This window comes from Micromonospora sp. NPDC005173, from assembly GCF_040608515.1.
GTDB lineage: Bacteria > Actinomycetota > Actinomycetes > Mycobacteriales > Micromonosporaceae > Micromonospora.
This window is the reverse complement of record NZ_JBEXIK010000038.1, coordinates 1-14,349: the sequence shown is the minus strand read 5'-3', so window position 1 is coordinate 14,349 and position 14,349 is coordinate 1. Positions and strand designations below refer to the sequence as shown.

The 14,349-nt window shown below is 69.4% G+C and carries 10 protein-coding genes and 1 pseudogene; 4 read left to right on the top strand and 7 right to left on the bottom strand.

The window, feature by feature from the left end:
* The first annotated feature begins 310 nt into the window (after positions 1 to 310).
* From ABZV00_RS29135 to ABZV00_RS29120, 4 genes are all read left to right on the top strand, one after another.
* On the top strand, positions 311 to 2,416 hold the full coding sequence (locus ABZV00_RS29135) for a PQQ-dependent sugar dehydrogenase (protein WP_355611878.1): 2,106 nt from the start codon (positions 311 to 313) through the stop codon (positions 2,414 to 2,416).
* Between the two features lie 19 nt (positions 2,417 to 2,435).
* Complete coding sequence (locus ABZV00_RS29130) at positions 2,436 to 3,377, top strand: sugar phosphate isomerase/epimerase (RefSeq protein WP_355611875.1); 942 nt, start codon at positions 2,436 to 2,438, stop codon at positions 3,375 to 3,377.
* A 281-nt stretch (positions 3,378 to 3,658) separates the two neighbouring features.
* A complete protein-coding gene (locus ABZV00_RS29125; RefSeq protein ID WP_355611872.1) occupies positions 3,659 to 7,111 on the top strand; it encodes a ThuA domain-containing protein in 3,453 nt (1,150 codons plus the stop codon).
* Between the two features lie 138 nt (positions 7,112 to 7,249).
* Positions 7,250 to 8,437, top strand: a complete 1,188-nt coding sequence (locus ABZV00_RS29120) for a sugar phosphate isomerase/epimerase (protein ID WP_355611869.1) — start codon at positions 7,250 to 7,252, stop codon at positions 8,435 to 8,437.
* A gap of 627 nt (positions 8,438 to 9,064) precedes the next feature.
* Here ABZV00_RS29120 and ABZV00_RS29115 read toward each other — a convergent pair.
* The 7 genes and pseudogenes from ABZV00_RS29115 to ABZV00_RS29085 all read right to left on the bottom strand — a co-directional run bounded on the left by ABZV00_RS29115 (position 9,065) and on the right by ABZV00_RS29085 (position 14,077).
* Positions 9,065 to 9,334, bottom strand: a complete 270-nt coding sequence (locus ABZV00_RS29115; protein ID WP_355611866.1) for a hypothetical protein — start codon at positions 9,332 to 9,334, stop codon at positions 9,065 to 9,067.
* 241 nt (positions 9,335 to 9,575) lie between these two features.
* A pseudogene (locus ABZV00_RS29110) lies at positions 9,576 to 9,716 on the bottom strand (IS110 family transposase); the annotation flags it as partial.
* Positions 9,717 to 9,972: 256 nt separating this feature from the next.
* The gene (locus tag ABZV00_RS29105) at positions 9,973 to 10,914 is read right to left on the bottom strand and encodes a phosphotransferase (RefSeq protein WP_355611863.1); all 942 of its coding nucleotides are present in this window, start codon (positions 10,912 to 10,914) and stop codon (positions 9,973 to 9,975) included.
* Positions 10,915 to 10,978: 64 nt separating this feature from the next.
* Positions 10,979 to 11,644: a Type 1 glutamine amidotransferase-like domain-containing protein gene (locus tag ABZV00_RS29100; RefSeq protein ID WP_355611986.1), complete on the bottom strand. Its 666-nt coding sequence runs from the start codon at positions 11,642 to 11,644 to the stop codon at positions 10,979 to 10,981.
* A gap of 477 nt (positions 11,645 to 12,121) precedes the next feature.
* Positions 12,122 to 13,099, bottom strand: a complete 978-nt coding sequence (locus tag ABZV00_RS29095) for a hypothetical protein (RefSeq protein WP_355611860.1) — start codon at positions 13,097 to 13,099, stop codon at positions 12,122 to 12,124.
* A gap of 206 nt (positions 13,100 to 13,305) precedes the next feature.
* Positions 13,306 to 13,689 (bottom strand): hypothetical protein, encoded by a 384-nt coding sequence (locus tag ABZV00_RS29090; protein WP_355611857.1) that lies wholly within the window; start codon positions 13,687 to 13,689, stop codon positions 13,306 to 13,308.
* Positions 13,690 to 13,702: 13 nt separating this feature from the next.
* The gene (locus ABZV00_RS29085) at positions 13,703 to 14,077 is read right to left on the bottom strand and encodes a hypothetical protein (RefSeq protein WP_355611854.1); all 375 of its coding nucleotides are present in this window, start codon (positions 14,075 to 14,077) and stop codon (positions 13,703 to 13,705) included.
* Positions 14,078 to 14,349: the final 272 nt, after the last annotated feature.

Sequence of the window (14,349 nt, the reverse complement as noted above, 5' to 3'; positions counted from 1 at the left end):
TTGAGTCGAAGGAAAGCTATAGACACGTCTACATGTCTTTTGTAGCGTCGGCCAGGTCGATGGTGTTTCGTCGCGGTTAACCGCGACGTTGGCGGCCCTGGCTGCCGGCCGACATCTGACCGCACCTGTCCCCCTACCCCTCTCCTCCGCCCCGTTCCCGACCACGCAGCCGCAGGCCGTCGGCAACCTGCTCGACGCCGCGGTGGCGGCGTGCGTCGCGACGGGCGACTCAGCCATGCCCGCACAGGTCCATCAAGGAGTTGTTGGCTTCCTCGACCTGCCCCGACCAGTCCCGAGCAAGGAGAGGCAGATGAAGAGACGACTCGCGCTCGCAGTAGCGGGTCTGACGACCATCGCGCTCGTCGCTACCCCCACCGTCGCGACGGCCGCGCCGACCAGCCCGCCGCCCGAGAGCGACTTCCAGAAGGTGACCCTCAACGACAACCCGGGCGAGCCGATGGACCTCGCGGTGCTGCCCGACCGCCGGGTGCTGCACGTGACCCGCGCCGGTGAGGTCCGGCTGCACGACCCGGACACCGGCCGCAACACGATCGCCGCGACCCTGGACGTCTACCGGCACGACGAGGAGGGCCTGCAGAACGTCGCGATCGACCCGAACTTCGGCAAGGCCGGCAACAACTGGGTCTACCTGTACTACTCCCCGCCCATGAACACCCCGGTCGACGACCCGTCGACGCCGAACGTCAACGAGGGCGACGCACCGGCCTGGGGCACCGCCGCGGACTTCGCGAAGTTCAAGGGCGCTCTCCGGCTATCCCGGTTCCGGCTGGTCAAGGACAAGCTGGACCTCACCACCGAGCAGCAGATCCTCGACGTACCGGTCGACCGGGGCATCTGCTGCCACGTCGGCGGCGACATCGGCTTCGACGCCGAGGGCAATCTGTACCTGTCCACCGGCGACGACACCAACCCCTTCGAGTCCGGTGGCTACGCGCCGCTGGACGAGCGCCCGGGCCGAAACCCGGCATACGACGCGCAGCGCACCTCGGCCAACACCAACGACCTGCGCGGCAAGATCCTGCGCGTCAAGGTCGGTGTCAACGGCGGGTACAGCATCCCGGACGGGAACCTGTTCCCGCAGGGCACGGCCGGCACCCGTCCGGAGATCTACCTGATGGGCCTGCGCAACCCGTTCCGGATCGAGCTGAACCGCGAGACCGGCGACCTGTACGTCGCCGACTACTCGCCGGACGCGCGCCAGGCGGACCCGCTGCGCGGGCCGGCCGGGCACGGCAAGTGGCTCGCCGCCCGCGAGGCCGGCAACTACGGGTGGCCCTACTGCGCCACCGCGGCGCTGCCGTACACCGACTACGACTTCGCGACGGGCGTGTCCGGGGCGCCGTTCAACTGCTCCGCGCCGGTCAACGAGTCGCCGCACAACACCGGCCTGCGGGAACTGCCGCCGGTGGCGCAGCCGCAGGTGTGGTACACCTACGGCCAGTCGGCGCAGTTCCCCGAGCTGGGCACCGGCGGCATCGGCCCGATGGCCGGGCCGGCGTACCAGTTCAGCCCGCCAGGGACGCAGGGACACGCGCCGGTGGCGTGGCCGGCCTACTACGACGGCGTCCCGCTCCTGGCCGAGTGGACCCGCGACTACGTGAAGGGCCTGCGGCTGGACGCCGGCGGCGACCTGACCGGAATCGAGCCGGTGCTGCCGTCGTTCACGTTCGACAACCCGATGGACCTGGAGTTCGGTCCGGACGGGGCGCTGTACGTGCTGGAGTACGGCGACGGCTACTTCAGTGAGAACCAGGACGCGCAGCTGGCCCGGATCGACTACACGGGCTGGACGGGCAACCACACTCCGGCGCCGCAGGTCTCGGCCACGCCCACCGCCGGGCTCGCGCCGCTGACCGTCACGTTCTCCAGCGACGGCACCACGGACTACGACGGCGACCGGCTGAAGTATGCGTGGGACTTCGACAACGACGGCAAGGTCGACTCGCGCGCGGCGAACCCGACGTTCACGTACCGGGACAACGGGCTCTACAACGCCACCCTGCGGGTGACCGACCCGGGTGGGCTCTCGGCCGCCGCGTCGGTGCGGGTGGTGGTCGGTAACGCCCCGCCGGTGGTGGAGCTCGTCAAGCCGGTCGCGGGCCAGCCCTTCGCCTTCGGCGACACCGTGCAGTTCGAGGTACGGGTGACCGACGACCAGCCGGTGGACTGCTCCCGGGTCAGCGTCACGTACATCCTCGGCCACGACACCCACGGGCACCCGCAGACCACCGCGAACGGCTGCACCGGCTCGATCCAGACGACGGTGCCGTCCGGTCACGACCCGGCGACCGACCACCTGACCGGGGTGTTCGTCGCGTCCTACACCGACCCCGGCGGTGACGGCCTGCCGTCCCTGACCGGCACCGATGAGGTCGTCCTCGTCCCCAGCGCATAACGTTCGAGAAGGAGAGACCATGTGTTACGGACATGACGGGATGGCCGCGCTGCGGCGCTCCGTCGACCGGCGCAGCCTGCTGCGCGGCACGCTGGCCGCCGTCGGCGTCGGGCTCGCCTCGTCCGGCCTCGGCGCGACGGCCGCGTCGGCCACCGCCCACCGGACCGGACGGCACCACGTACCCCCGGGTCTGATCAGCATCCAGCTGTGGACCGTGCGCGACGCCCTGTGGGGTGCGCCCGGCTACGACGCCACCCTCACCCACCTGGCCCGGATCGGATATCCGCGCGTGGAGCTGGCGCTCGGCTACTTCGGTCGGACCGCCGCCCAGCTGCGCCAGTTCCTGGACGGCATCGGCATCAGGGCCAGCTCCAGCCACGACGGGATCAGCGGTACTGCTGCGGAGCTGGAGCAGAAGGTCCAGAACGCGGTCACCCTGGGCCAGCAGTTCATGGTGGTGCCTTACCTGTACTCCGAAAGCACGGACGACTGGAAACGCTGGGCGGAGCAGATGAACGTCGAGGCCGCCGCGGCGCGGGCAGCCGGCCTGCGCTACGGCTACCACAACCACGCCCACGAGTTCACCATCGACCTCGGCGGCGGCAAGCGGCCGTGGGACGTGCTGACCGCCGAACTCGACCCGAAACTCGTGCACCTGGAGGTCGACCTCTACTGGGCGGTCACCGGCGGCATCACCTCCGGCGACGGCGTCGCGGACCCCGAGGGCTTCACCCTCGACGTCATCCGCTCCGCGCCGCAGCGCGTCCTGCAGTACCACGTCAAGGACCGGGACGAGACCACCGGCGACATGGCCGACCTCGGTACCGGGACCGTCGACTTCGCCCGGATCTTTCGCGAGCACTCGGTCCTGGAATACATCGTCGAGAACGACACGCCCGACGTGACACCGCAGCAGACGGCCGAGATCGGCTACCGCTACCTGCGCAAGCTGCGGTTCTGAGGAACCGCCGACGGGAGTGCTGACGGGCACCAGGGCCGGCGGCCGGAAATCTCGGCTCTGGTGCCCGACCAGCATTTATTGTCGATATAAAACTGACCGCGATAACCACTCCCTCTTCGCGAGGAGAGTGGTTATCGGCATGCCATGAAACGGCAGCAAGAAATGCGCCAACGCCGAATGCGGGCGCCGTCAGAATATTGACCTGCCAAAATTGATCTCGTAGGGTTCAGGGCACGTGGAAAGCGCTTTCTTACCACCGACCCTCGCCAAGGAGCGCGTGTATGAGACGCCAACGCACGCTACTGTTCGCCCTGCTCGTGGCCGTCACACTTCTGTTGCCGAGCACCGCAGCGACCGCCGCCGAATCCGCGACCGCCGCCAATTACCGGGTGCTGGTCTTCTCCAAGGTCACGAACTTCTACCATGACTCCATCCCGGCCGGCGTCGCCGCCATCCGGCAGCTCGGAGACCAACAGGGATTCGCCGTCGAGGCGACCACCGACGCGGGCGCGTTCACCGACGCCAACCTCGCCCGCTTCGACGCTCTCGTGTTCAACAACACCAACTCCACCCCGGCGTCCGGCGACCTCCTCGACGCCGACCAGCGGGCCGCGCTGCAGAGGTTCATCCGTAACGGCGGTGGCTGGGTCGGCCTGCACGCCGCGTCGGCGAGCGAGCGGAACTGGACCTGGTACGAGGGACTGGTCGGGACCATCTTCGACCAGCACCCGGACTTCTCCGCCACGGACGGCACCTTCCCGGGCCGGATCAAGGTCCTCGACCACGCCCACCCGTCCACGAAGGACCTGCCGGAGCTCTGGGAGCGCAGCGAGGAGTGGTACAACTGGCGGACCAACCCCACCGGCAAGGTCCACACGCTCGCCCAGATCAAGGTGCGCGACGGCATTCCCGGGCTCGACGAGGGCACCGACCATGCCTACTCGTGGTGCCAGAACTACGACGGCGGGCGCTCCTGGTTCACCGCTGGCGGGCACAGCTCCTCGTCGTTCCAGGAGCCGGCCTTCCTCGCGCACCTGCTGGGCGGCATCAAGTGGGCCGCCGGCGCCGCCCCCGGTGACTGCGGCGCCACCAGGACCACCAACTTCGAGCGGATCCCCCTGGTCAACCAGGACCTCTCCGACCCGTTCGAACTGGCAGTGGCGCCCGACCGCCGGGTCTTCTACATCGAGCGCACCGGCGCACTGAAGGTCGTCAACCAGGACACCCTCGCGGTCACCACCCTGCTGGACTTCGCCTACACGCCGGCGCAGACCAGTCAGTCCGACGGCCTACTCGGCATGACTCTGGACCGACACTTCGCCAACAACAACTGGCTCTATCTGCTCTGGTCCGACCGGGTGGAGAAGCAGCTGAACCTGTCCCGCTTCACCGTCGACGGCGACAGCGTCAGTCTCGCCTCGGAGAAGCGCCTGCTCACGATCCCGACCTGGCGCGGTGAGGCTCGCGCCAACTCGCACATGGGCGGCTCGGTGACGATGGACCAGCAGGGCAACCTGTACGCCGCGATCGGTGACAACACCGACCCCTTCGAGTCCAGCGGCTTCACCCCGATCGACGAGCGGACCGGCCGTCGCGCGTACGACGCCCAGGGCACCGCCGGCAACACCAACGACCTGCGCGGCAAGATCCTGCGGATCAAGCCCCTGCCCAACGGCAAGTACGCCATTCCCGACGGCAACCTGTTCGCCCCGGGCACGGCCCGCACCAAGCCCGAGATCTATGCGATGGGTATGCGGAACCCGTTCCGCATCACCGTCGACTCCAAGACGAACGCGCTGCTCATCGCCGACTACGGCCCCGACGCCCGGTCCGCCAACCCGGCCCGCGGGCCGGAGGGCACGGTCGAGTTCAACCGGATCACCAGCGCCGGCAACTACGGCTGGCCCTACTGCATCGGCAACAACATCCCGTTCAACGACTACGACTTCGCCACCGCCACCTCGGGGCCGAAGTTCGACTGCGCCGCGCCGGTCAACGACTCCCCCAACAACACCGGCCTGACCAACCTCCCGGCAACCCGGCCGGCCCTGGTCTCGTACGCCTACTCGGCCTCCCCGCAGTTCCCGGAGCTGGGCACGGGCGGCGGCGGCCCCATGAGCGGGCCCGTCTACGACTACGACCCGTCCAACAAGCGGCTGACCAAGTTCCCCCAGTACTACGAGGGCAAGTGGATCGTCTACGAGCTGACCCGCAGGTGGTTCAAGACGCTGTCGATCCACGACACCGCCCAGACCTTCAGCGATCCCCGCTTCGGCCCCACCAACGCCGGTGACCTGCAGTCCATCAACGGGATCCTCGGCAACATGTCGTGGATCCAGCCGTTCGAGGCGGAGTTCGGGCCGGACGGCTCCCTCTACGTCATCGACTTCGGCGAGGGCAGCGGCAGCGGTCGGGGCGGCAGCAACGAGGGCGCCGGCATCTACCGCATCGACTACGTCGCCAACAGCCGGCCGCCGGTGGCCAAGCTGGCCGTCGACAAGGACAGCGGCCCGGCGCCACTGACCGTCGCCTTCTCCAGCACCGGCTCCAGCGGGCCGGACGGCGCCGCGATCCAGTACGCCTGGGACTTCGACGGCAACGGCAGCGTCGACTCCACCGCCGCCAACCCCAGCCACACCTACAGCACACCGGGGCGCTTCACCGCCCGGCTCACCGTCACCGCCACCAACGGGCAGACCGCCGTCGCCGTACAGGAGATCACGGCCGGCAACACGCGCCCGACGGTGACCCTCAGCGTCCCCGACGGGGCCTTCTTCGATTTCGGTGACCGCATCCCGTACACGGTGACGGTCACCGACCCGGAGGAGAGCACCATCGATTGCTCCAAGGTGGTCGTGCAGACCCAGCTCGGCCATGACTCACACGCCCACCCGCTGGACAACTACGTCGGGTGCGCCGGGGTGGCAGTGACCGAGAGCAACGGCGGCGACGGGCACGGCCCGGGACAGAACCTCTACACGCTGCTCTCCGCCCAGTACACCGACGGCGGGGCGAACGGGGCACCGAAACTGGTCGGCTCGACCCGGGCCGAGCTGCAGACCAAGAGCAAGGAGGCCGAGCACTTCGACGGCCAGAGCGGCATCCAGGTCCTCGACCGCGCGACAGCGAGCGCCGGCAAGCGCATCGGCGACATCGACAACGGCGAGTGGATCAACTTCGGCCCGGTCAACCTCCGCAACATCGACTCGGTCACCTTCGGAGTCGCCTCGGGCAGCAGCGGCGGCGACATCGAGATCAGGGCCGACTCCCCCACCGGCCAGCTCCTCGGCCGGGCCACCATCGGCGGCACCGGCGGCTGGGACAACGTCGTCTCGCCCACCGTCGAGCTGACCGATCCGGGCCGCACGACCACCCTCTACCTCGTCTTCCTCAACCCGAACCAAACGGGTGGCACCCCCGACCTGATGGCACTGGACTGGCTGCGCTTCAACGGCGCCGGGGTACGCGAACAGACCGACGCCACCGTTTCGGCCTCGGCCACGCCCACCACCGGCACCGCGCCGCTGGAGGTCGCCTTCGCCGGGACAGCCTCGCCGGCGGCTGGGCGCACCATCACGGATCACGCGTGGAACTTCGGCGACAACTCAGCCGTCGTGCACGGGTCGTCGGCCAGTCACACGTACGCCCGCCGAGGCACGTACACGGCACGACTGACCGTCACCGACAGCGTCGGGGCGACGACGTCCTCGATCGTGGTCGTGACGGTGAGCTGAGCGTCACGGGTGGCGGGGCGCAACGCCGCCCCGCCACCACCGACCCGGCGCGGCCCCGACAGCCTCCAGCAACCGCCATCCGTGGCGCTGCACTCGGTGGCCTGACCACCTGCCCCTCCGACTTCCGGGAGACAAACGATGAACTCCAGCTCCGCCCGCCCGTCCCACCATCGACCGCGAGCCCGTCACCTCGCCGTGTTGCTCGCGGCGACACTCCTGCCGCTCACCGCGGCTCCGGCGTCGGCCGCCGAACCCGACACGTCCGCCGCGGAACAGGTCGCCGCCGACCTCTGCCCGTGGGGCTACACCACCTCGTCCACGGTCTTCTTCGGCCGTGCCGGCGCCGACTCAGGCGTACCCAACCGCGACCTCGGCAACGGGTGCACCATCCTGGACGCCGTCTGGGCGAAGGCCCCGTTCGCCGACCACGGCAGCTTCGTGAGCACTGTCAGCGGCCTGACCAAAACGCTCCGGCAGGACGACGTCATCACACCGGAGGAGAGCGCGAGCATCGTACGAGCGGCGGCCGGCTCCGAGATCGGCACACCGCAGCCGGCATCGGGGACCCGCGCGCTACCCGACGACCGCATCGGCCTCGTCCTCTACACGGTCCGGGCCACCATGTCGAGCGCACCCGAAGCCACCCTCGGCGCGCTCGCCGCCTGCGGCTACCGCAACGCGGAACCCTCGGGCGCGGTCAACAACTTCTACGGCAGGACGGCCACCGCGCTCGCGCCCCTGGTGGCCGACGCCGGACTGTCCGTTCCCTCCATCGGGATCGGCCTCGGCGACCTCCAGAACAACCTCGACGGCGTCATCGCCAACGCCAAGGCGTTCGGCGCGAAGTACGTCCGCATCTCCGGATCGGGCTCCTGGACCCTCGCCGACTACTCCAGGGTGGCCGTGACCCTCAACACCGTCGGCGCCACGCTCAAGCAGGCCGGCATCACCGTCGCGTACCACAACCACGGCTTCGAGTTCACCGCCCAGAACGGCGTACGCGGCTACGACGTGCTGGTCCGCGAGACCGACCCGAACCTGGTGGCGATGGAGCTCGACCTCTACTGGGCGGCCAGCGTCGGCGTCGACCCGGTGGAGCTGATCAAGCAGTACCCGGGCCGGTTCTCGCTGTTCCACGTCAAGGACATGGCCGCCGACGGCTCCTTCGCCGACGTGGGCGAGGGCACCATCGACTTCGCCCGCATCTTCGCCTACAGCCAGATGAGCGGCGTCGGCCTCTACCTGACCGAGAACGACAGCCCCCGCCCGGACGGCGTCTCGTCCGCCTGCGACAGCTACGCAAACCTCCGCACCCTGCGCTACTGACAACTCCCACAGATTCGCCCGCTCCGGCCGACCCGCCGGGTCGGCCGGAGCGGGCGATCTTCTGCCTAGCGCCGCCGTCGGCTTCCTCAAGACAATTCGGTGCGCCTACCCGTCACGACCCCGTCTACCGCAGGCATGGGGGTTCGTGTCGGCGGGGCGACACGACCCATTGCCCCACCGCCGATGGCGCTCGGCGCGACTCTGTGAAGATCAGGCAAGTTTAGCTGCGTTGGTGTTGGTGACCTCCCTGGCGCCGCCGAGGAGGTCACCAAGCAAAGGGCCTAATCAGGTGCTTGGGGAGCAGCGTTCCAGACAGGCGGAACCGCCGCCGACACCAGTACGGCCACCCACACCGCTATGCATGGATCGACGCCGCTCCTGCCCCCTGGACTGGTCGAGGTTGCGTACGCAGGATGCGGCGGGAACGCTCAGCGGCCGAGTTCGCCGCGGGTTGAATCCTTGTCCGTCTTTACGGCACACGCCGAGGCAGCGGTCGACTGTGGTTCGGGTGCGGAGGGCGCCGACCTCGCCGGCACCCTTGAGTAACTCGCAACGTTCGTGGTGCCATGCCTACCGGCGCCGTCCCCGCGCGGCGCCAACGACGGTCTCGCCCGTCGCCGGAGTGGGTCATCCCTCAGCAGTGGGTCGGCTATGCACCACCAGCTCATCGATCTCCAACCGTCCGACGCGCAGCTCCCGCACGACCGCCCGGCGGATCGCTAGCCGCCCGATGACCAGCGCCCCGACGGCCACGGCCCCGACGGCCAGCGCCCCCACGGCGAGGGCACCGAGCGACGCCGCCCCCGCAGCCCGCGCGCCTGTCGCCGCCGCGCCCGTCGCCACCGCGCCGTTGGCGCGCGTCCCGGTCAATCGCATCAGGCGTACCTCTCGCTTCATCCCCCCATTGTCCGCGTACCGCCGGCCGCCCGCTCCCCACAGACCCGAGACCCGCCCACAAAGGCTGACGCACCCACAGCCGCGACTTCGGCGGCGCAACCGAGGCCCGATCCCGGCATACCGGCGGTCCAACTCCCCATGCCACCGATCAAACTCGACGCCGGTCACAGGAGGACCAACGAACGCGAGCCGAACTCGGCTCGGCCTCGGTTGATTCGAGCTCGGCCCACTCGCTCGGCATGTGCTCGGCGATCAGCGCATGCAACCGGGTAACACCCTCAAGTCCCTCGGGTAGCCGCTTGCGGGCCAGCTTCGACCCTCGATCGTCGACGAGCTCCACGTCGTGATGGTCCTCGGCCCAATCGTCTCCCAGGAACAGCATCTCGCCTTCTTCCTCGACAAACCATGTCGGTCACGGCAGCGTGGAAGAGACCCCAGCGATCTAATGGCCAAGTGCTCACCGCACACAAGCGGGGCACGTCATCCCATCAGCTGTCCAGCCTCCTCACGACCAGCGGGCGCACGGTCTGCCGCAAGACCTTGAAGGCCTGATGAGAAGAGTGCTGACCCGCCAGCCGCTACCGGAGCCATCCTGCGCCAGCAGGCTGACAGAACCCAATAGATGAGTGCGTTCACACTCACCGAACTCGGTCAGACTCTAGGAGGGGAATCGTCCTCGCTCGGGCGGCCCAGGCATCGACGATGCGGTCCAGGGTGCGCCTGCCCCACCGGCTCATCGTCGGGTTGGAGTCGAGGTAGTACCAGACCAGCCCCATCGCCTGCTGGAACGCCCAAGCCATCCCGCGCCGCCACTGGACGTCGCCGCATCCGAGCTCACGGCGGAGGATGCCGCGCTGGGTCTCGTCGAGGAGGTGCCAGGCCGCCACGAGGTCGAGCGCCGGGTCCGCCGGGCCGAAGCCGCCGCCGTCCAGGACGCCGACGAGACGGCCGTCTTCGACGAGGACGTTGGGCGGGATGAGGTCGCGGTGGCACATCGCGTCCTCGTCGACCTCGGGCAGCGTCCGAAGCTCCGCCCAGATCCGCCGCAGGAGGGGTACGTCGAGCAGGTCCTCGCTCTGCCGGAAGCATGTCTCGAGCCACTCGTCGTGGTCCGGAAGGTGCCCGCCGCGACCGACGCCGTCGAAACGTCGCCCACGGATGTCGTCGGCGCGCATCCCGGCGATGAGCTCGGCCAGGTCATGGGCGAACGCGTTCGACCCTGCGGGGTCCTCGACCGTCGCGTCGTGGCCGGACAGCCAGGTCTGGACGCTCCACGGCAGCGGATAGCCCGCGCCCGGCTCCCCGATCGCCACCGGCTCCGGGGTGGGCACGGTGGCGGCGTCGGCCAGTTCACGCGCGGCCTCGGCCTCGGCCGCCAGCAACGCGCGGGCCTGCGCCGGGTCGTGACCGACCAGCGGGAAGCGGGCGGCCAGGTCGTCGCCGATCCGGAAGATCGCGTTCACGGTCCCGGGCGTGCGCAGCTCGGTGACCGGCAGTCCGCGCCACTGAGGGAACTGCACCTCGACCAGCCGGCGGACGGTCTGCGCGTCTACGTGGAGCTGGTCGGCGTGCATCGTCATGCCGCCATCCTCCCGTCGGCGACCGCGGGTGTCCTCCGACTTTCGCGCGGCAGGCTCGGCGCCGTCATTGCCCGGCCAGCCGCCAGCGCCCGGTCGAGACGACGTCCACCTTGTCGCCGCGGACCCGGATCGCGGAGTCGTCGTCGAGCAGGTAGAGCGGGAAGTCCACGCTCGCCGCCAGCCGGTCCGCCCATGCCTCGTCGCGGTTGCGGAAGGACGGGGAGTCGAGGTGCGGCTTGACGTACCAGTCGAACAGCGGGCAGGCCGGCTTGATCCGCTCCTCGCCGACGAGGTGGAGGTCGGCTAGGTCACCGAGCAGGTCGGCCGCCCGCTCGTCGAAGCGCCGGCTGAAGATCATCGAGCCAGCGCTGGTGCCGACGTACACCTTCTCGCGCAGCAGCCTCGGGAACGCCTGGGACAGGCCGGCGCGGGCGATGCTCTGAGCGAGATGGAACTGGTTGCCGCCGGTGACCCACCAGACGTCGGCCCGGCCCAGACGTCCCTCCAGCACGTCCCGCGTCAGGCCGTTGAGGTCGAGCACGTCGAGCTCGCCCCAGCCCATGCCGTGCAGGTCGGCGAGCGCCTCGACGAACCAGCCGTGGTCGCCGGGTTCGCCCAGCGAGGCGGTCACGATCGCGGCGACCCGGGCCTCGGCGCAGGGCTTGCCCAGCAACTCCGCAAACGCCTGTCGCAGTGTGTCGTTGGCCAGTCCGTTCGAGGTCAGCAGCATCCGCACGGCCCCGATTCTGTCGCACGCCGGCCAGAGACGGCGTGGCCCGCCGGTCAGGCGGTGAACAACTCGGCGATCTGGCGACCAGCGTGTTGACGAAGGCGTCCGGTAGGCCGCGATGCCGCCACCCCAAAGGTCCACACACAGCGGAACAGCTCGAGCCCGACCGGGTGCCGTTGCCTTCTCCTCGCAGCAGCACCACACAGCCGGGTGCCTCGTCAGGACTTTGACGCGGCCGGTCGCACGTCCGCACATCGGCATGACCGAGCGGATCGCGGCGGATCCGGATGCCGTCGCCCAGAGATCTCGGACGTCGTCCGACACGAGGTCGGTGGCCGTCACTCAACAGGCAGAGCACCGGCGTTCGACGGAGGTTGAGGGTTCGAGACCCCCGGCCATCCGGCGCCTCAGGGCTGCCGGCCGACATGGCGGCAGCAGCGGATGGCTGGCGCCGCCGATGGTGTGGCAACGGTCCGGCTACCCGGCTGCCGCCGGCGCCCGTGCGGCCGTGTTCTCGGCTGCCGCGGCTCTACGTTCGACCAGCAGGAATAGCGCCACGAGGCTGATCAGCCCCCCGGCTACGCAGGTGAGGAACGTGCCGGTTGCGTGGGCGGCGAAGGTTTGGCCGGTGGGCGCCCACTGATCGCCGGACAGGATGGTGGGCATGCTGAGGAAACCGGTGCCGACCATGCCGCCGGCACCGAGCCACGTCGCGATCAGGGGCAGCGTGAACCGCCGCTCCTTGCCCCATCTGTGGACGAGCACGAGTACGCCCAGGACAGCGCACAAGATCTGCATCGCCGCCACAACGTCGCCGAGCCGCAGCCAGACGTCCCGCGGCCCGGGGTGCAGCCCGACGGTAGCGCCGAACGCCCAGGACAGCCGCAGGCCGGCCAGGCCGGTGGCCAATACTGCGGCTGCCCACGCCAACGGAACCTGCGCCAGGTGCGTTGAACCCGCCGGCACCTGCCCCACGGTGCCCAGCAGAGCAGTGCGGAACCGGGCCCACGCGTAGACCGGGAAGGCGACCGCGAGTCCGGCGCCCAGCACGATGAAGCTGCCGTAGACGATGACGAAGGTCCACGGCTCGAGTGTCGGTTCAGTGCCATCTGCAGCCGTGGCCGGGGGTGCCCACCAACCGGCAGCCACGAATACCGCGGCCGCCGGCATGAGGACGATGAACGGAGCGAGCAGCCCGGCGCCGACCCACATCGGCACAGCGATCAGCCAAAGTGGGATGCGCATCCCCCAGGAACGTACCGTGGCCAGCGCCACGATCGCCCCCACGATGCCGAGGCCAGCGGTACTGATGTTGCCGGCCATCCAGTCAGCACGGGAGAGTCCGCGCATCTCGCTGATGCCGACCGAACTTCCGGCGATCCAGGCAACCTTCAGCAACGTGTAGGTCAACGCCGCACCGAACGCCGCATAACCAGCGATTCGCCCCGCCTTCACCGCACCCCCCGGATGGTCGACGCTGCGGATCCGCAGACTTCAGTGATTGCGATAAGCATTGCCGAGCAACAGTGTGAGAGCGCTGAGTGAGACTGAGACCGATTACAGCCGAGGACAATTACCGTCCCGGGCCGAAACTTGTCAAGGCCGGTGGGACCAGTGGGTGTTACGCCGCTGTCGGGACGCGACCCGGTGGCGACGGGCGATCATCGGGCCAGCGTGCGCCGGTGCCAGTAGTTGGCCGCGACCGCGAGAACGAGCGGCCCCCACGCCAGCAGCGGGACGTAGAGTGACACGATCCCCGGCCCGGGCGGGGTCCGCTCGACATCGTGCTGCCCGACCAACACCGGTCCCCGATCGACAAAGTGAAAAGTCATGTTGAGCACGGCGTACAGGCAGAGTCCGATGACCAGCGAAGCCCCGACCAGCGCGGGGACCGCGGCCGCCCGGGCTGGAATGGTCCGACCACGGACGCCGGGCACCCAGCCGGGGATTCGCTCACCCCAGTGGTGGACGAGGCCGAGGGTGAGCAGCGCGAGCCCCATGGACAGGCCGGAGAGCAGGAGGAGGTACCAGCCCCCGTTCGCCATGCTGACCGTGCCGTCAATTGCGGCGGTAGCGCGCCAGATCGTCGATGGCAACACGCAGAGCGGCACGGCATAGGCCGCCCACACCGCCCAGCGCGGCGCGGCCGTCGAGTCCCGACTTGTCGTTGACTTTTGCATGGCTCTCCCTCGTTCTGGGCCTGAAGCCATGCTCGTAGACCAGACCTGACCCGGAATCCACCACGGGAGCTAGCACCGTCCCCCGGCGGAGGGAGAACGAACCGCGCTTCTGGGTCAGCCCCGCGCACTTCGCAGCGTGACCGGTCCTCAGCGAGTCGTGGTATGCGTCGACGATCCGGGCCACGCGTCGCGCGTGCATGTCGGCTTCGGCCTCGGCGGGCAGGTCTGCACATTGACCATGGTCGCCGGTCATCCGCTGCCCGCCGTCCTTACCGCCGGGGGTCGATCTCTCCCGGCCGGCCGAACTCGGGTTGATGTTGGATGGTCACAACTCGCCTCTTTCGCGTCTGGCAGCTGCGGTGAAGCTTCTGGCGGTGCCTCTCGGGATGGGGCGTCGCCGTATCGGCGTCTCCGGCGGAACGGGCGTCCGGGGTCTGTTGCGTTGCCCGTGTTCAAGGACCGAGGCAGGCTTGACGGGTGAAGCGGTCGAGTCCTCGTCGTCCCTGGTCGCCGCCGCCGAAGTCG

What these genes read in the sequence shown, in the direction of transcription:
- ABZV00_RS29115 (WP_355611866.1), bottom strand. Translation starts at nt 9,334, where the DNA reads ATGAAGCGAGAGGTACGCCTGATGCGATTGACCGGGACGCGCGCCAAC.
- ABZV00_RS29120 (WP_355611869.1), top strand. Translation starts at nt 7,250, where the DNA reads ATGAACTCCAGCTCCGCCCGCCCGTCCCACCATCGACCGCGAGCCCGT.
- ABZV00_RS29085 (WP_355611854.1), bottom strand. Translation starts at nt 14,077, where the DNA reads ATGACCGGCGACCATGGTCAATGTGCAGACCTGCCCGCCGAGGCCGAA.
- ABZV00_RS29135 (WP_355611878.1), top strand. Translation starts at nt 311, where the DNA reads ATGAAGAGACGACTCGCGCTCGCAGTAGCGGGTCTGACGACCATCGCG.
- ABZV00_RS29105 (WP_355611863.1), bottom strand. Translation starts at nt 10,914, where the DNA reads ATGACGATGCACGCCGACCAGCTCCACGTAGACGCGCAGACCGTCCGC.
- ABZV00_RS29090 (WP_355611857.1), bottom strand. Translation starts at nt 13,689, where the DNA reads ATGGCGAACGGGGGCTGGTACCTCCTCCTGCTCTCCGGCCTGTCCATG.
- ABZV00_RS29100 (WP_355611986.1), bottom strand. Translation starts at nt 11,644, where the DNA reads ATGCTGCTGACCTCGAACGGACTGGCCAACGACACACTGCGACAGGCG.
- ABZV00_RS29130 (WP_355611875.1), top strand. Translation starts at nt 2,436, where the DNA reads ATGTGTTACGGACATGACGGGATGGCCGCGCTGCGGCGCTCCGTCGAC.
- ABZV00_RS29125 (WP_355611872.1), top strand. Translation starts at nt 3,659, where the DNA reads ATGAGACGCCAACGCACGCTACTGTTCGCCCTGCTCGTGGCCGTCACA.